This is a genomic window from Mycobacterium sp. DL592 (genome assembly GCF_011694515.1).
Taxonomy (GTDB): domain Bacteria; phylum Actinomycetota; class Actinomycetes; order Mycobacteriales; family Mycobacteriaceae; genus Mycobacterium.
On record NZ_CP050192.1, the window covers coordinates 1,958,672 to 1,975,030 of the forward strand.

General features: G+C 65.2%; 16 protein-coding genes. 9 read left to right on the forward strand and 7 right to left on the reverse strand.

Annotated elements, in window-relative coordinates; translation table 11 throughout:
* Nucleotides 1-29: 29 nt before the first annotated feature.
* From HBE64_RS09450 to HBE64_RS09460, 3 genes are read right to left on the reverse strand one after another with little or no spacing between them, the layout of a single operon-like run.
* Nucleotides 30-1,280, reverse strand: a complete 1,251-nt coding sequence (locus HBE64_RS09450; RefSeq protein ID WP_167100783.1) for a sensor histidine kinase — start codon at nt 1,278-1,280, stop codon at nt 30-32.
* 23 nt (nt 1,281-1,303) lie between these two features.
* Complete coding sequence (locus tag HBE64_RS09455) at nt 1,304-2,773, reverse strand: sodium:solute symporter (RefSeq protein WP_167100786.1); 1,470 nt, start codon at nt 2,771-2,773, stop codon at nt 1,304-1,306.
* Nucleotides 2,770-2,973 carry a hypothetical protein gene (locus HBE64_RS09460; protein ID WP_167100789.1) on the reverse strand — a complete coding sequence of 68 codons (204 nt, stop codon included), beginning with the start codon at nt 2,971-2,973 and terminating at the stop codon, nt 2,770-2,772. Before HBE64_RS09460 ends, HBE64_RS09455 begins: the two co-directional genes overlap by 4 nt.
* Before the next feature lie 139 nt (nt 2,974-3,112).
* On the opposite strand from HBE64_RS09460, the gene HBE64_RS09465 reads away from it, so the two are divergent.
* The gene (locus tag HBE64_RS09465) at nt 3,113-4,006 is read left to right on the forward strand and encodes a hypothetical protein (protein WP_167100792.1); all 894 of its coding nucleotides are present in this window, start codon (nt 3,113-3,115) and stop codon (nt 4,004-4,006) included.
* Between the two features lie 4 nt (nt 4,007-4,010).
* Nucleotides 4,011-4,430 carry a PPOX class F420-dependent oxidoreductase gene (locus HBE64_RS09470; protein WP_167100795.1) on the forward strand — a complete coding sequence of 140 codons (420 nt, stop codon included), beginning with the start codon at nt 4,011-4,013 and terminating at the stop codon, nt 4,428-4,430.
* A gap of 126 nt (nt 4,431-4,556) precedes the next feature.
* On the opposite strand, the gene HBE64_RS09475 is transcribed toward HBE64_RS09470, so the two are convergent.
* Together HBE64_RS09475 and HBE64_RS09480 are read right to left on the reverse strand one after the other, a co-directional pair.
* Nucleotides 4,557-5,264, reverse strand: coding sequence for a hypothetical protein (locus HBE64_RS09475; RefSeq protein WP_167100798.1), 708 nt, complete (start codon nt 5,262-5,264; stop codon nt 4,557-4,559).
* Between the two features lie 444 nt (nt 5,265-5,708).
* Nucleotides 5,709-6,200 carry a helix-turn-helix domain-containing protein gene (locus HBE64_RS09480; RefSeq protein WP_167100801.1) on the reverse strand — a complete coding sequence of 164 codons (492 nt, stop codon included), beginning with the start codon at nt 6,198-6,200 and terminating at the stop codon, nt 5,709-5,711.
* Between the two features lie 106 nt (nt 6,201-6,306).
* Between HBE64_RS09480 and car the strand changes: the two genes are divergently transcribed.
* The 6 genes from car (at nt 6,307) to HBE64_RS09510 (ending at nt 12,877) form a co-directional block, all read left to right on the forward strand.
* The gene (car, locus tag HBE64_RS09485; RefSeq protein ID WP_208300602.1) at nt 6,307-9,855 is read left to right on the forward strand and encodes a carboxylic acid reductase; all 3,549 of its coding nucleotides are present in this window, start codon (nt 6,307-6,309) and stop codon (nt 9,853-9,855) included.
* A gap of 31 nt (nt 9,856-9,886) precedes the next feature.
* Nucleotides 9,887-10,687, forward strand: coding sequence for an oxidoreductase (locus HBE64_RS09490; RefSeq protein ID WP_167100808.1), 801 nt, complete (start codon nt 9,887-9,889; stop codon nt 10,685-10,687).
* Between the two features lie 196 nt (nt 10,688-10,883).
* Nucleotides 10,884-11,693 (forward strand): LLM class F420-dependent oxidoreductase, encoded by an 810-nt coding sequence (locus tag HBE64_RS09495; RefSeq protein WP_167100810.1) that lies wholly within the window; start codon nt 10,884-10,886, stop codon nt 11,691-11,693.
* Between the two features lie 102 nt (nt 11,694-11,795).
* Nucleotides 11,796-11,969 carry a chitin binding peritrophin-A domain-containing protein gene (locus HBE64_RS09500; protein WP_243841556.1) on the forward strand — a complete coding sequence of 58 codons (174 nt, stop codon included), beginning with the start codon at nt 11,796-11,798 and terminating at the stop codon, nt 11,967-11,969.
* Nucleotides 11,970-12,051: 82 nt separating this feature from the next.
* Nucleotides 12,052-12,603 (forward strand): YaeQ family protein, encoded by a 552-nt coding sequence (locus HBE64_RS09505; RefSeq protein WP_167100815.1) that lies wholly within the window; start codon nt 12,052-12,054, stop codon nt 12,601-12,603.
* A 64-nt stretch (nt 12,604-12,667) separates the two neighbouring features.
* Nucleotides 12,668-12,877: a hypothetical protein gene (locus HBE64_RS09510; RefSeq protein WP_167100817.1), complete on the forward strand. Its 210-nt coding sequence runs from the start codon at nt 12,668-12,670 to the stop codon at nt 12,875-12,877.
* 138 nt (nt 12,878-13,015) lie between these two features.
* Here the strand turns inward: HBE64_RS09510 and HBE64_RS09515 are convergent, their stop codons facing one another.
* Nucleotides 13,016-13,546, reverse strand: coding sequence for a hypothetical protein (locus HBE64_RS09515; RefSeq protein WP_208300603.1), 531 nt, complete (start codon nt 13,544-13,546; stop codon nt 13,016-13,018).
* A 231-nt stretch (nt 13,547-13,777) separates the two neighbouring features.
* Between HBE64_RS09515 and HBE64_RS09520 the strand changes: the two genes are divergently transcribed.
* A complete protein-coding gene (locus HBE64_RS09520; protein WP_167100820.1) occupies nt 13,778-14,527 on the forward strand; it encodes an NlpC/P60 family protein in 750 nt (249 codons plus the stop codon).
* A 16-nt stretch (nt 14,528-14,543) separates the two neighbouring features.
* Here the strand turns inward: HBE64_RS09520 and HBE64_RS09525 are convergent, their stop codons facing one another.
* Nucleotides 14,544-16,358: a family 2A encapsulin nanocompartment cargo protein cysteine desulfurase gene (locus HBE64_RS09525; protein ID WP_243841557.1), complete on the reverse strand. Its 1,815-nt coding sequence runs from the start codon at nt 16,356-16,358 to the stop codon at nt 14,544-14,546.
* Nucleotide 16,359 lies beyond the last annotated feature (1 nt).

Sequence of the window (16,359 nt, forward strand, 5' to 3'; positions counted from 1 at the left end):
TGGATGGACTGTACCGCGACGAACGCGGATCAGGTGGTGTGGTGCAGCGGAACTGTCACCGTCACCAGGGTGCCGTGCGGTCCGGAGTCGACGTCGAACTCGCCTTCGGCAGCGCGGACCTTGGTGCGGATGGCGGCCAGGCCGATGTGGCCTTCTTCGACGACTTTGGTGAGATCGACATCGGCCATCCCGTGGCCGTCATCGCGAACGATGATGCGTCCCAAGGTGTCTGTGAGTTCCAGGCCGAGCTGCACGGTGCGGGCGCCGGCATGTTTGACGATGTTGTTGGTCAGTTCCCGCGCGCAGCTGAACAGCAGGGGATCGGCGTCGGTGCGCACCCCCTCCGGCCACCCGTCGGCGTCGAGATCGACTGTCAGCCCGCCACGTTCGGCGACGGTGTGGGCAAGCTGTTCGACGGCGGTATGCAGGCCGGACCGGTTGAGCACCTCCGGGTGCAATTCACGCACGACATCGCGCAGCAGGTGGACGGCGTCGGTCAACGTGGTGCCCATCCGGTCGATGGCCTCGGTGGATCCCGACCGGATCGCGGCGAGGTCGTAGCGTGCGGCAAGCACCGATTGCAGCGCGCCGTCGTGGAGGCGTTCGGAGAGTTCGGTCTGTTCCCGCATCTCCAGACCGACCATCTCGTCGAGCAGCTCAGTGCGCTGCACCAACAGGTTCCGGATGGTGGTGACGCGGGCCCGCTGGATGTAGGACAACATCACCGACCCGCAGGCTACGGTGGCCAGCAGCGTGGCGTGCAAGATGATCGGGGGCCAGGGCTCCTCGTTGGCGGCCTGGTTGATCCAGTTGGCCACCACCTGTGCGAGGACCACCAGGACCGCCATGACCGCGGTCATGCGGACACTGAGTTGGGCGGCGGCGATGATCGGCACCAGGAACAGGCCTTCGCGCAGGAGATCGGAGGTCCAGCTCTCCGGGGACGCGATGCCGGTGATCGCGGTGATCGACGCGACGACCGTGACGTCGGCGAGCAGAACCGCGAACGCGATGGGCGCCGAGAAGCTGTCGACCGTGCGGCGCGGGGTGAAGGCCCACACCGCCCATCCCGCCACGGTGGCGAGGTACACCCCGACGATCAGCATGCACAGCCCGAACTTGTCGTGCGGGCGTTCGATCACCAGTGTGACGATGATGAACGCCGAGAGCAGCAGCCGCAGGCCCAGTTGCAGTCGTGAGCCGGCCAGCAGGTGCCGGTCGAGGCGGGAGGCGATATCGACTCGGGGCGCGGCGGGTGTGCGCTGTGCTGCTGGCGGCATCGGAGTCTCCTGTCGCTCGGGCTTCAACGATAGGCCCGGCTGATCCGTTCGGGTTGCGCGATCCGGTCCTCGGGGGTGTGGGCCGGGCGGATCGCGCTGATCGCGGCCACCGCGGCGAGATTGGCGGCCAGGGCGACCAGTCCCGCGTTGATCCCGTGGAACGGGTCACGGTCGGTGAAGACCAGCCAGCTCACCAGGCTCACGCCGATCACCAGGCCGCTGAGGATGGCGGTGGCGGAGATCTTGCGCCACAACAGGGCAAGCAACACCGCAGGCATCAGTTGCGCCATCCCTTCGTAGGAGATCAGCGACAGGCGCACCAGCGCGTTGGGCCAGACGTAGGTCATCGCCAGGGCGGCGATGCCGGCAAGCAACGCCACTGCCTGTGACAGTTCACGCTGCCGTGGTGCCGTGCGCGGGTGGATGCCCAGAACTGAACGGCCCCACATGGTTCCGATGACGAGCATGAACATCGCCATCGGGACGATCGCCGAGAGTGCGCCGGCCGCGCCGATCACCCCGAGCAGCCAGGCCGGCATCACGGATTCGATCATCGCGAACAGCGCCAGGTTGGAGTCCTTCAGCCCCGGCACGACGATCAGTGCGGCCAGGCCCAGGATCACCGGCACGAACAGCAGCACCTGATAAAACGGCAGGATGATGGCGTTCTTGCGCAGTGTCTGAGCGCTTTTCGCACCGAGGTAGGCCGTCACCTGGGTGGGAAACACCGTCAGCACGACGCCGTTGAGGACGACGGTGGACACGAACCAGCCGATGCCCAGGGTGTGGCCGGCCGGTCCCGGTAGCGTCAGCCAGTCCCGGTGGGCTTGGCTGATCCGGGCAAACATCTCGCGGTAGGACCCGAAGTAGTGCAGCGGGATGTAGATGAACACCAGGCTCAGTGTGCTGACCGCGAGGATGTCCTTGAGCACCGAAACCCAGGCGCTGCCCCGTAATCCGCTAGCGAGGATGAACGCCTCGGAGACCACGAACGCCACCAGGTAGGCCACCGACAGCCCGATGGTGCCGTAGCTGACCGTCGTGACCACCACGCCCATTCCGGTGATCTGCAGTTGGATGTAGGGCAGGACGAACACGGTGGCCAGTATCGCGGTGAGCGCGCCGAGCCAGGGTGCGGCGAATCGGTGCGCGACGATGTCGCTGATGCCGACCAGGTTGTGTCGGTGGGCGTAGGTCCACAGGATCGGCCCGACGAGATAGCTCACGCTCATGCCGATCGAGACGTAGGCGACGACGTAGAGCGCCGAAAGTCCATGGGTGTAGGACCATCCGGCGGCGCCGAGGTAGCTGAAGCTGGTGTAACTCTCGCCGGCCATCAGCACCAGGGTGAACAGCAGTCCCAGGCTGCGGCCGCCGATCGACCAGCCGGTCAGATCGGCGGTGTGCGCGACGCTTCGGCGGGCGGCGACACCGAGTGCGACGGTGGCGGCCAGAAAGGCGGCGAGCACCGTCACGGAGACGGCCGCATTCATGCGTCGTCACTCTCGTCTGCGCGGAACACCGGATCGCCGCGGGCGGCCAGGAAAACGAACAGCGGGGTCAGCAGTGTGGCAACCATCAGCCACGGACCCAGCAGGTGGGGGTGGTTGACCAGGGGCAGGGGAGCCAGGAACAGAACCACCGGAGCCAGGAGCCACAGCAGCGACCACCGTCCGCGCAGGATCTCGAGCATGGGCTGAGCCTTTCTCACCTTGACCGGTTCGCATGAAGCATCCCAGGCAGGCGCCGCCGCGGTATCGGATCCGCGCGAAGCCCGCCTGCCGGCGATGGGTGGCGGATAGGCTCGGTCAACGGCATTCGGGGGTCCGGGTATGGCAACAACAGCAGCGCTCGTCGGGCGTATCGGCGGGCTGGCGGTCGCGTTGGGGATCGGGGCGGCGATCGGCACGGCGCTGGCATCCTCGGCATCGGCGGACTCGCCCTCAGCCGGCTCCGAGCATGCCGCGTCGGCCACCGGTGGTGCGGGTCCCCGGTCCGGCGCTACTGCGCATGCGTCCCGTCCCGCGTCGTCGGGTGCCGCGGTGTCGGCGCGGGTCGTGCGGACGGCTGCGGCACCAGTGCACCGCAGCCTGCCGCCGACGACCACCGTCGATCCGATTCGCCTGCCGCTGCTCGGGACGGAGACCATTCCGTGGCCGTCGACCAATGTTCCGGACGGCACCGGAATCAAGGCGACTCCGCCGACTCCGGTGAAGGTTCATGTCGGCTTCAAGGGGCAGATCGCGATCTTTCAGAACCTGCCGTTCAGCCTGCCGAGGCTGCCAGCGTTCTTCGTCACCAAGGTGTCCGGCAGCGCGATGCTCACCGACAACACGGTCTACGACCTGCACAACGTCGACCAATACGACTGGAACAAGCTCACCGGCATCTCGTTCAACATCCTGCGGCCCGACCAGAACGCATTGATGGTGGCGTGGCGCTACAACGTCAATGCCAAGCAGTTCGAGATCGCGCCGTACTACAACGTCGACCTGGCCCGGATCCTGCCGACGCAGTCCGAGATCATTCCGGTGCCGATCGGCCAAACCTTCACGTTCTCAGTCGATTACAACGGGATCACGGTGTCGTACGCGAATTCCTCAGTGTTCAAACCGATTCCGGCGGATTTGCATCCCAATCAGCTGACCGCGTTTCGGGTGCAAACCTGGTTCGGCGGTACGAGCCTTCCGCCGCGGAGCCTGACGTTGTACATGAACCTGAACTAGTGACATGGAACTCTCTGACAAAGTGATCGCGTTCTTGTCCGAAGGAACTCGCACGGGCAAACTGGGGTATGTCGCGACGGACGGCCGGCCGCTGGTGGTGCCGGTCTGGTTCATCGTCGACGGTCAGCAGCTGGTGTTCAACACCGGTCGGGATACCGCGAAAGGTCATGCACTGCAGCGTGATCCGCGGGTGGTCATCTGTGTCGACGATCAGACTCCGCCGTTCTCGTTCGTTCAGGTTCAGGGCGTGGCGGCTATCGGTGAGGATCCCGACGAGTTGCTCCACACGGCAACCCGGATCGGAGGCCGGTACATGGGCGCCGACCGGGCAGACGAGTTCGGTCGGCGCAACGCGGTGCCCGGCGAGCTCGTCGTCCGGATAACGCCGACGAAGGTGATCGCGGCATTCGATGTCGCGAACTGACGCGAAAACCATTGGTGGGGTTGCCTTCCCGGAAGCCAGCGCTTAAGCACCCCAGGGGCGATGCCTGTCCCGATTTGTCACCGTGACGAAATGGCGTGAGCGCCGTTGGGGGACCAAGGGGAGTCGTCAGTAACTCATCGCCGCGAGAAGCGGCAACAACGCTATGACCGTGGACTGCCGGGCCGAGGGGGCGCCGTGGACCACGGCCGTGTACTGCTGGGCGCGAGCGATGCCCAGATGTTGAGCGTTGGCATAGGTCGCCACGGACAGACCCCATTGCGGGTCAATCCAGTCGGACCACTGCGGCGAGAGAGTCGGCCCGGGTATTCCGGTGAGCAGTTCTCCAGTGAGCGCACCCGTACCGTCCAGCACCTGCCACGGCAGGGCGGCCTCGCAGTCCACGCGGGCATCGACGTGGTCATCGGCATCGAGGACGGTGAAGGTGTCCGGATGCTTGACCTTCAACAAGAGTGTCTTCTCGCGGGTGCTCTTGACGACCAGTGAGCCCGCCTCGTCGTGAATGGTCACGGTTGCCGGTGCATCATTGGCCGAGGTGATGCGCGCCAAGACGCGCCCCCGGGCACCGCGCAGTTCTGCATGGATGTCATTGCCGGCGTCCATTCCGGTGAGGGTCAGCGCCTTCCAGAACATCTGTGCGCCGCGTCCGCCTTTGTGCACTCGCGCGGTGACCGCGAGGAGTTCACCTGCTGCCGCGCGCAGCTCCCAACGGTGTTCGCCTCCGGTCAGGCCGGCCCGAAAGACGGCTGCGATGCTGTTGTGGCGGGTGATGTCGCTCAGCGACTGAGCGATCGGTTCTTCGTCGGGCGAGCTCACCACGAGATTATGTCTGCCTTGTACCGGTCACTGCATCGATCTGGCGTAATAGGTTGGTAGGCACCGATATTCAACGGATTAGGAGCAACCAACGACGCCACCCCAATACGTCACTGTGACGAATATCGGTCATTAAAGCGGAGTCCGGGGCGGGGCTTCGGTGTCGCGAGACTGGCGACACGAGGCCGGCTCGCACGGTATGTCTGCGTCGTCGAGTCTGCGCACAGATCGCCAGCGGCCGCCCGGATGGCGATCTGTGCGCAGACTCGGTGCGTGTTGATGATGAGGGTGCGGCGAGTGCGGCTCACAAAGAGTTGGAAGGCGTGCATCGAGCTGGGTGTGTGCTCGTTTGGGTGTGGCCTGGTGTTACGTTTTGCCGATAAGCCACATTATGTCAAGTAGAGTACATACGGCTTCGCCCTGGTAGATCGGTGATCTCCCCGCCTAGTGCGCCGAAGGCGCTTGGTCCCGCAGGGCAGCCTGGATATCTGCCGCTGTCACCGGATGGCCCTTGTCGCAACGTACCTCGACTTCGATGGGTGCACCGCAATCGATATGCGTCAGGCCTACGCGGCCGCCATCCGAGCGGGCCCACCGGTCGCCCCATCGCATCAGGGCGAGCAGTACGGGAAGGAGTTCCTCCCCCTTCTCGGTGAGGTGGTATTCCTCTCGGGCGCGTTGCCCGGGTTCGTGGTACGGACGCTTCTCCAGAACCCCTTCGTCGACGAGTTCACGAAGCCGGGTGGCGGTGATCTTCTCGCTGAGTTGCGCCCGGCGCACGAATTCGTCGAAGCGCCGGGCTCCGTAGAACACCTCACGCAGCAACAGCAGGCTCGCTCGGCGCCCGACTATGTCCAGCGCTGCCGCCATGGAGCAGTCATCTGCCCGCCAGGAGTCCCGATCGCCGAGTCGTCCGACCAGTGTCGCGGAAGTCATATCTGTCATAGTGCCATGCTGACTTGCCTTTGGTAAAGCCAGCGCGCTACCGTCTGACTAGACGTAAGTCTAGTCAGATGGACGGCGACGAGTGAGGGATGGCGTGTTGACCACTGAGACTCCGGCGAAACCGACCGTCGAATCGGCGCACGGCTCCCCCGACCGCGTGGCGCTATTGCTCGAGCATGACCCCCAGTTCCGGGCATCCCTGCCGCGCCAGGACGTCATCGACGCGGCCCGGCAGCCGGGTCTGCGCCTGTCTGAGGTGCTACAGACGCTGGTCGAGGGGTATGACGACCGCCCAGCCCTCGGCAGTAGATCGGCGACCACCGTTGCCGACGAGGTCACCGGTCGTCGCGTGACGCAACTCCTGCCGTCCTTCGACACGATGTCCTACCGCGAACTCTGGTCGCGGGTGCGGGCCGTGGCCGGTGCGTGGCACCACGACCCGCAGACTCCCATCGTGGCCGGCGACTTCGTCGCAACGATCGGATTCGCCAGCGCCGACTACCTCACCCTCGACCTGGTGTGCGGCTACCTCGGACTGGTCGCAGTTCCGCTGCAGCACAACACTTCTGCTACCCGGCTGGCGCCTATACTCGAGGAGACCACCCCGCGTGTCCTGGCGGTCAGCGCCGCCTATCTCGATCTTGCGGTCGAGGTGGCAGCGGACGCGCCGTGGCTGTCGCGTCTGGTCGTATTCGACTTCCGGCCCGACGATGACGACCATCAGGATCGCCTCCGCCGGGCCCGCCACCAATTCGCCGATGCGCACAGAGACGTCGTCATCGAGACACTCCCCGACCTCATCGCGCGCGGCGCCGAGCTGCCGGAAGCTCCGTTGTTCACCGACGGGCCCGACGACCGGCTGGCGATGATCCTGTACACCTCGGGAAGCACCGGCGCACCCAAAGGTGCGATGTGGACCGAGCGGATGGTCGCCACACTGTGGACCATTCCGCTCAAGCAGCCCGACGCGGTGGTCATCAACCTCAACTTCATGCCGCTCAACCACATGGGCGGACGGCTCCCGCTGTCTGCGGCCTTCCAGGCCGGCGGCACAAGCTATTTCGTTGCCGAGCCGGACCTGTCGACGCTGTTCGAGGACTGGGCGCTGGTGCGTCCCACCGACCTGGGTCTTGTTCCGCGTGTGGTCGACATGCTCTACCAGCATTACCGGCAGATCGTGGACCGCCTGACGGTCGAGGGTCGCGACCTCGACGCCGCCGAGCAGGTGGCGATGACCGAGGTTCGCGACCAGTTGCTGGGCGGGCGGGTCGTCTCCGGCTTCGTCAGCACCGCACCGCTCGCCGCCGAGATGCGGTCCTTCCTGCAGTCCTGCCTGCAGGTGAACGTTGTCGACGCCTACGGCCTGACTGAAATCGGTGCGGTCACCACCGACGGCAACGTGGTTCGGCCACTTGTCATCGACTACAAACTCGTCGACGTCCCCGAGCTCGGCTATTTCGCTACTGACAAGCCGCACCCTCGCGGGGAGCTCCTGGTCAAGAGTGCGGCCGCGATGCCCGGCTACTACAAACGCCCGGAGATCACGGCCGAGGTCTTCGACGCCGACGGCTACTACCGCACAGGCGACATCGTCGCCGAACTGGCGCCGGACCGGCTGGCGTACGTGGACCGACGCAACAATGTCATCAAGCTCTCGCAGGGCGAGTTCGTCGCGGTGGCCAAGCTCGAGGCGGAATTCGCACGGACGCCGCTGATCCGGCAGATCTACCTCTACGGCAACAGTGAACGGTCCGCTCTCGTCGCGGTCGTCGTGCCGACCGACGATGCCTTGACGCGGCATGGCGAAGTGAGCGATGACCTGAAGGCGGCGATCCGCGGCGAAATCTCCCGCACGGCCAGCGATGTTGATCTGCAGCCCTATGAGATCCCCGTCGACTTCCTCGTCGAAACGGTGCCGTTCAGTGCCGCCAACGGGCTGCTGTCGGGGGTGGGCAAGCTGCTGCGCCCGAAACTGAAGGAACGCTACGGTGCTGCCCTCGAACGCCTCTACGAGGAGCTCGAGACGGCCCGCGCCGATGAAGTCCGTGCCTTGCGTGACAATGCTGCCCGTCAACCGGTCGTCGATACCGTCATCCAAGCGGCGGCCGCGCTGCTCGGCATCGCGTCTATGACCGTCGCGCGCGACGATCATTTCATTGACCTTGGCGGGGATTCGCTTCTTGCGCTGACATTTTCCAACCTCCTTCAGGAGCTCTTCGGCGTCGAAACCCCGGTGGGGTTGCTGACCGGCCCGACGACCACCCTTGCCGACATTGCAGATCATCTCGAAAAGGAAAGGGAGGACGGGCCTTTCGGTCCGACGCCGGACAGCGTGCACGGACCGCACGCCACCACCATTCGCGCCACAGACCTGACGCTGGACAGGTTCCTCCCACAGGATCTCCTCGCCCATGCCCGGACGCTGCCGCCACCGACGGAGCATGCGCCCGCCACCGTGTTGCTGACCGGTGCCAACGGTTATCTGGGAAGGTTCCTCGCGTTGGAGTGGCTGCAGCGGCTCGCCGACACCGGCGGAACGCTGATCTGCCTGCTGCGGGGTGCCGACGACGACTCGGCACGGGCACGGTTGGCGCAGATCTTCGATGACGGCGATCCGGCACTGAGCACCCACTTCCGTGCGTTGGCCAACGAGCACCTCGAGGTCATCGCCGGCGACATCAGCAAGCCACAGTTCGGTTTGACCCCGCAGGTGTGGGACGCCTTGGCGACACGTGTCGACCTGATCGTGCATCCGGCAGCCCTGGTCAATCATGTTCTGCCGTATCGCCAGTTGTTCGGTCCGAACGTCGTGGGAACCGCTGAGATCATCCGGCTTGCGCTCAGCGGCCGGCTGAAACCGGTCAACTATCTGTCGACCGTCTCGGTTGCCATGACCGTGGATGCAGAGGTCTTCTCCGAGGACGGTGACATCCGCGAGATCAGCGCAGAGCGCCCGGTCGACGACTCCTACGCCAACGGCTACGGCAACAGCAAGTGGGCCGGCGAAGTTCTCCTGCGGGAGGCGCACGACCTGTGCGGTCTCCCGGTCTCGGTGTTCCGCTCCGGCATGATCCTCGCCGACCGGCGGTATGCCGGGCAGCTGAACGTCCCTGACATGTTCACCCGCCTGATCTACAGCCTGTTGGTCACGGGTCTGGCGCCGGGCTCGTTCTATCAGAGGTCATCTGGGGGCGGACGGTCACGTGCGCACTACGACGGACTGCCCGTCGATTTCATCGCCGAGTCGATCACGACACTGGGCTCCGGTGAACGACGCGGCTTCCGTTCCTACGACGTGATGAACCCACACGACGACGGCGTCTCACTCGACGTCTTCGTCGACTGGCTCATCGAAGCGGGTCATCGGATCGATCTCGTCGATGACTACGGAGAGTGGTTCCTCCGCTTCGAGACCGCTCTGCGTGCGCTGCCCGAAGAGCAGCGCCAACTCTCGGTACTCCCCCTGTTGTCCGCTTACCACCGTCCGGACGCACCGGTGCTCGGCTCGCTGGCTCCCGCGGACGTCTTCCGGGACGCCGTGCAAGCGAACGCCATCGGCGCCGACGCCGACATCCCCCACCTGTCCCGGCAGTTGATCGACAAGTACGTCAGCGACCTCCGGGGACTCGGACTTCTGCCCGCCTGACATCTCACCACGAACAAAGGAACACATTCGCATGACTTCACCGAAACCGGTCGCACTCGTCACCGGCGCCAAATCAGGCCTCGGCAGATTCGCCGCCCGTGCCCTGACCGATGCGGGATTTCAGGTGGTGGGCACGAGCCGCACGGCCGACAGCCAGGACCTGTCCATCCTCGAACTCGATGTCACCCGCGACGAATCCGTGGCAGCCGCGGTCGACGCGGTGATTGCGCGGTTCGGGCGTATCGACGTACTGGTCAACAACGCCGGTATGGGCCTCAACGGAGCGAGCGAGGAGAACTCGATCGCCCAGTCGCAGCGGCTCTTCGACATCAACGTCTTCGGCGTCATGAGGATGACGAACGCTGTCCTGCCGCAGATGCGCAAACAGGGCAGCGGACGCATCGTGAACATCTCGTCGATCTTCGGATTGATGCCTGCTCCCTTCATGGCTTCCTACAGCGCGACCAAATTCGCCGTCGAGGGCTATTCCGAATCGGTCGACCACGAAGTTCGCGAGGACAACATCCGCGTCGTTCTTGTCGAACCGGGCGGTACCAGAACCGGATTCGACGACAACACAGCTGAACCCGATAACCCGCTGCCAGCCTACGAGAATCGGCGGCGGCGCTCGAATCAGGCTGTGGCCGATCAAGTCAACAACGGCGACGATCCCGAGGTTGTCGCCAAGGCGATCGTGGCCGCCGCGACGGACAACAATCCGAAATTGCGTTATCCGGCCGGCTCCGCGCGACAGCTGAGCGCCATGCGCCGCTTCGTTCCTCGTGTGGCATTCGACAAGCAACTGCGTAAGTCCCTCGCTGTCGGGAACTGACGATGCACGCCGTGGGCTCGCGGCGTGCACTACGAGATCCTGGCCAGCGCCGCGTCAACCACGGGGCGGGCGGCCTACGCAGGTGTCAATCAATCTGGCGGCATTACACTTCGGCCGGGCGATACCGACCCGGAATAAACTCCGCGCCCCGTGGGCTTGGCCAAAGAGTCGCCCTCTCCCCGACTCAGGAGCATCCATGACCCGACCCGTCCGTGTCGCTGTGCAGATCCAGCCCGGCGGCACGCCCGATTACCGCACATGGCGCGAGGCCGTAGTGGCCGCCGACGACCTCGGCGTCGACGTGATCTTCGGCTACGACCACTTCCACCGCCCGGCGATGAAAGCCCTCGTCGATGGCAAGCCGGTCCTGTTCGACGAGCAGCCCGACGTCGCCAACTTCGAGGGCTGGACCGCGCTCGCGTCGTGGGGCGAGATCACCTCACACGCCGAGATCGGGCTCCTCGTCACCGGCGTCGGCTACCGCAACGCGGACCTGCTCGCCGACATGGCGCGCACCGTCGACCACATCAGCGGTGGCCGGCTCATCCTCGGCCTCGGCGCTGGATGGTACGAAAAGGATTACACCACTTACGGTTACGACTTCGGCAGCTTCGGCTCTCGCTTCGATCTGTTCGACGAGAGCCTGATCCGCATCGAAAACCGGCTCGCCGCACTGATTCCGCCGCCGGTGCGCAAGCTCCCAATCCTCATCGGAGGCACGGGGCCCAAGCGGTCGCTCCCCGCTGTTGCGCGGCACGCCGACATCTGGCACGCATTCCAGGATCTCGAGGCGTTCCGCCGGTCCAGCGACCGTGTCGACGAGCTTGCATCGACTTTCGGCCGCAACGGTGCCGATATCGAACGCTCGACGCTCTGGGAGAACGCCGCCAGCGCCGATGGTTTCCGCGAGGCAGGAGTGACTTTGTTCCAGACCGAACTCACCGCCGACAGTGGTTACGACCTCACGTCCCTCAAGCAGGTCCTGGCGTGGCGGGACAACGGCTGACGGGGTATCGCTCCCGCATCCCCCGTCGGGCAAGATCAACCCATGCGAAAATTCTCTGGCCGTTCGGGCAGCGCCCTCCTTGCCGCCGCTCCCATTGCTGCCATGTCACTGTTCGGAGCCGGGATCGGTTCGGCAGAGCCCCTAAACTGCCCCAACGGACAGTTCTGGGACCCGATCACCAACACCTGCCAGACGCCGCGTCCGGCGGACAACTGTGCGCCCGGTGAGTACTGGAACCCGTTGTCCAACGTCTGCCGGCCCCTTGGGCAACTCTAGGCCGCTTCGCTGCCCTCGGCGGCGAGGAGATACGACAGCGCCCTGACTACTCGGGGAACAGCACCAGGGTGGACACTATGACGTGGCCCTTTCTGCAACAGTGTTCAAAGTCGAACTTGGCGTCTCCGATGTCGATCACGGTTACTACGCCGATCACACGCTGACCGTGGCCCGTCATCCCAGTGAGACCGACGAGCGGATGGTGGTGCGGTTGTTGGCATTTGGGCTGCGCGCGCACCGGCTCAGTGATGTCGACGGTGATTTGGCGTTCGGGGCGGGCCTATCCACCCCTGGCGTGCCGGACCTGCGACTCGCGGACTTCACGGGCCGGATCCTGGAGTGGATCACCGTTGGCCAGCCTGATGAACGTGTCTTGGGCAAGGCGGCCAGCCAGGCCGACGAGGTGCTGCTGTTCCCGTTCGCAGCCGGCGTGGCCACCTGGTGGCGCACCGTGGGACCTAAAGTGGCGGGGCTGCGGAACCTGTCGGTGGTGCAGATACCGCACGAACCGGTGCAGCAACTGGCCCAGAGTGTCGATCGACGGGTCTCGGCCCAGGTGATGGTGATGGAAAGCCAGGTGACGATGAGCGTGGGTGGTGTCGATGTCACCTTCACGCCCGAGCCCTTGGAGTGAACGGGCTGAGCTGGCGGTGCTTCCCAGGCGCAGCAATGCTCCGTTCGCGCCGTAGGCTCACGGCGTGCACAACGAGATCCTGGCCAGCGCCGCGTCAACGGCGGCGCTGACGACGGGGCTGGCGGCCTATGCAGCGTTGATCTTCGCCGGCATCGCGGTCGCGATCTACGACGTACGCCGGCACCGACGGGGGCGGGCGATCGCCGCCGCCGTGTTGGTCGGAGTACTTACCCTGATCGGGCTGGTTATCGCGATCATCAGCAGCGTCGCATGAGCCGTCACAAACATGCAGCCAGCAGTCAGCACCGCTCCCCCGGCTACAACAGCCACTCGGCCAGCGGGTGTACAAAGTAGCGCAATGAGAACGCCTCGTACACCGCACCGACGATGAGCAGAGCCAGGGCCGGAAGCGTCAGCCAGCCGAGGTCCCGCAGCCCTCGAAGGTAGCCTTGGCGGCGATTTTCGGCGCCGACGGTCCCGGGTGCGACCCAGCCCTTGCCGAGCAGATAGACACCCAACAGCAGCAGCAGGTAGGCTGCAATTCGACGATCACCGTAAGCGAGTGCGGTATCAGAGCCACCCAGCCGATGTCTTGCGCAGGAACGAGCGTCATCCCTGTGGCCAAGGCCCAGTAGGCGAAGAACGCAATGCCCGCGAACGGCACGATCAACGACGGCGCAACGATGGTCAGCGCTCCCATCTTGAGGGTGTTCACCGCGAGAATCGTCAGTGCGAACAGCCAGGGGTTGGCGATCAGCGACTGGACGAGATCGGCTGTCCCGTCATCCTGTAACCGCCTGTGCTGCGCCTGGCTGAGTTTTGGAAATGCCAGCCCTACGCCGAACCCGGCCAGAAGTGTCCCGTAGACAGCCACATTCGCCGCCCGGTAGGCCTTGGCGTTCTCAGCGATGATCCGGAACGGCGGAGTCTGTCTGATAGCCATGCTGTCTCCTCACCGAGGTGCAACTCGAGCTCGACGTCGCGTGTAACCATCCGAGGTTGACGCCAACCGATCGCCCAACCGCTGCGGAGCAGCTCGGGCGATTCCGCACCACCCGGCAACCGGGCCCGCCTAGGATCGCGAGATTGCACCGCTCGAATGATGGGGGCCGTGATGACCTTTCGAACGCGCTCGCTCCTGATGATGCTGACCCTATTGGTTACGACGGTCCTCGTGGCCCCTGGGCTCGGCAACGCCGACACCGGCGGCTATCCCTTTTCGTGCAGCTGGGATTCGCTGACATCTGACTTCGCGGCACGCGACGAGCTGGCGCAGTCCCCCGTCGCTACCGACCAGTGGTACACGACAACGCCCGCCGGACGGTACAAGAACGGTGGATGGGGACCGGCGGCGAGCACGTATCCGCCGCCGGTCATCCCCCAGGACTCCGGCTGCGACCCCGCGACGTGGAAGCAGGAGCGGGTCCTCGCGGTCGCGATGCGCTACCTCAACACTCCCGACAACCCGCTGGGCCTGCAGTACCGCCACCACCACATCCCGGGCTGGGATCCACCCACGTCGACGTATGCCGGTGACGCCGAAGAGAATCCGGACACCGACGCGCCACGCAGCACCACCGCATGGGACGCCGGGCGAGGGCTGGACTGCTCGAATTTCACCGCCTGGGTCTACAACTACGGTCTGGGCATCAAGTTCGGCGGCGACGTCCACAAGCAGTTCGCCGGCAGCGCAGGGCCGATGGGCAGCCGCATCCCCGCAGAATGGCCGTTCCAGCCCGGCGATCTGATCTATCTGCATCCCAACGGAAACCCAAGCGTGGCTTCACATGTCGTGATCTACATCGATGATCAACACGTCATCGACAGCCGCGTCGACGCCCAGAACCTCCCCGGAGTCCAGATCCGCACCCGATCAGGCTGGTACCGGGACGCCGTTCTGGGCGCCTGGCGACCCATCGGGTGACGTGATCAGGACTGCGTCAGCCGACGTTGACTGCGCCCTCGGCGATTCTGCGTACGGCGTCGATGAAGATGTCGATTTCGTCGTAGGTGTTGTAGAAGGCGAAGGAGGGTCGGACGGTGGTTTCGACTCCCATGCGGCGCAGGATGGGTTGGGCGCAGTGGTGTCCGGCGCGTACGGCGATGCCTTCGGTGTTGAGGGCTTTGCCGATTTCGATCGGGTCGTGGCCGGCGAGTACGAAGGACAGCACGCTGGCCTTCTCGTCGGCCGTGCCGATCAGCCGCACGCCGGGGATGGCGGCCAGTCGTGGGGTGGCGTATTCGAGTAGGGCGTGTTCGTAGGCGGCGATGCGGTCGATGCCGATTTTTTCGACGTAGCGTAGGGCTTCGCCGAGTCCGACGGCGTCGGCGATGTTGCCGGTGCCGGCTTCGAACTTGTTGGGTAGGCCCTGGTAGATCGAGCGTTCGATGGTGACGTCGGCGATCATGTTGCCCCCACCCTGCCATGGCGGGGTTTCGGCGAGTGCTTCTTCGGTGCCGTAGAGCACCCCGATGCCGGTGGGGCCGAAAATCTTGTGGCCGGAGAACACCAGGAAGTCCGCGCCGGTCTCGGACACGTCGATCGGGATGTGCGGCACTGATTGGGCGGCGTCGATGAGGACGCGGGCGCCGTAGCGGTGGCCGAGTTCGACGATCTTCTCCACCGGGGTGACGGTGCCCAGGGCGTTGGAGACCTGGGTGGCCGAGACCAGCTTGGTGCGGGGACCGAGCAGGTCTTCGAACTCGCTGAGCAGCAGGTTGCCGGCATCGTCGACGGGGGCGACCTTCAGGATCGCGCCGGTCTGCTGGGCGATCATCTGCCAGGGAACGATATTGGCGTGGTGCTCCAGATTGGTGATCACGATCTCGTCACCCGGCTTGAGGTGCTTGCCGCCCCAGGCCTTGGCCACCAGGTTGATGGCTTCGGTGGTACCGCGCACGAAGATGATCTGCTCAGATTTCGGAGCTCCGATGAAGCGGCGCACCGTATCCCGGGCCTCTTCGTAGGCGTCGGTGGCGCGTGCGGCCAACTCGTGAGCGGCGCGGTGGATGTTGGAATTCTCGTGGGCGTAGAAGTAGGCCAGGCGGTCGATGACGGCTTGGGGTTTTTGGGTGGTGGCGGCGTTGTCGAACCAGATCAGTGGTTTGCCGTTGACTGTTTCGTGCAGGATCGGGAAGTCCGCGCGGATGGCGTGGACGTCGAAGATCTCGTGCTTGTCCGGAATCTGCGGCACCGGCTCGGCTAACTCGGGAGCTGCCGAGGTGAAGTAGTAGTTCGCCTCGTCTCCGGTTGGCGCCGAAGTCAATTCGGGTGCCGACAGGAAACTGAGGTCCGGAATCCCCGGAACTTCGTGGGGAAAGCCCGGCACCGACCCGCGCGGAGCGACCGGCACGGTGGGCGCCGCACCCGCCAGCACCCCCGGCACCGTCGGCAGGATGCCGTCGGGAACCGTGAACTCGCCCAGGTTGAACGGATTGAAGGCGCTAACCAGCCCGCTGCCGGCATGCCCGGCCGACGTTCCCGAAGTCAGATCGGGAGCGCTCCCCCGCGGTGCCACCGGTACCGATCCCGGCGGAATTGGTTCCGGCCCAGGTGAACTCGGGGCCGGAACCGCAAGCGACGGCGGCGGTGTGACGGCGGCCGGCGCGAGGTGGGTCTGCGACCCCACACCGGACTGCGCATAACTGGCAGCCGACGTGGTGTCGGGGACTTCACCGCGGGGTGCCGGCGGCACCATCTGGGGCGGACTGTCGTTTCCGGGAATCGTTCCGGTGGAGAACAATTGTGTTGCCATT

Coding starts and splice junctions, on each gene's coding strand:
- HBE64_RS09480 (WP_167100801.1), bottom strand. CDS start 6,200: ATGACTTCCGCGACACTGGTCGGACGACTCGGCGATCGGGACTCCTGG.
- HBE64_RS09470 (WP_167100795.1), top strand. CDS start 4,011: ATGGAACTCTCTGACAAAGTGATCGCGTTCTTGTCCGAAGGAACTCGC.
- HBE64_RS09495 (WP_167100810.1), top strand. CDS start 10,884: ATGACCCGACCCGTCCGTGTCGCTGTGCAGATCCAGCCCGGCGGCACG.
- HBE64_RS09455 (WP_167100786.1), bottom strand. CDS start 2,773: ATGAATGCGGCCGTCTCCGTGACGGTGCTCGCCGCCTTTCTGGCCGCC.
- HBE64_RS09450 (WP_167100783.1), bottom strand. CDS start 1,280: ATGCCGCCAGCAGCACAGCGCACACCCGCCGCGCCCCGAGTCGATATC.
- HBE64_RS09460 (WP_167100789.1), bottom strand. CDS start 2,973: ATGCTCGAGATCCTGCGCGGACGGTGGTCGCTGCTGTGGCTCCTGGCT.
- HBE64_RS09500 (WP_243841556.1), top strand. CDS start 11,796: ATGTCACTGTTCGGAGCCGGGATCGGTTCGGCAGAGCCCCTAAACTGC.
- HBE64_RS09490 (WP_167100808.1), top strand. CDS start 9,887: ATGACTTCACCGAAACCGGTCGCACTCGTCACCGGCGCCAAATCAGGC.
- HBE64_RS09465 (WP_167100792.1), top strand. CDS start 3,113: ATGGCAACAACAGCAGCGCTCGTCGGGCGTATCGGCGGGCTGGCGGTC.
- HBE64_RS09525 (WP_243841557.1), bottom strand. CDS start 16,358: ATGGCAACACAATTGTTCTCCACCGGAACGATTCCCGGAAACGACAGT.
- HBE64_RS09515 (WP_208300603.1), bottom strand. CDS start 13,546: ATGGCTATCAGACAGACTCCGCCGTTCCGGATCATCGCTGAGAACGCC.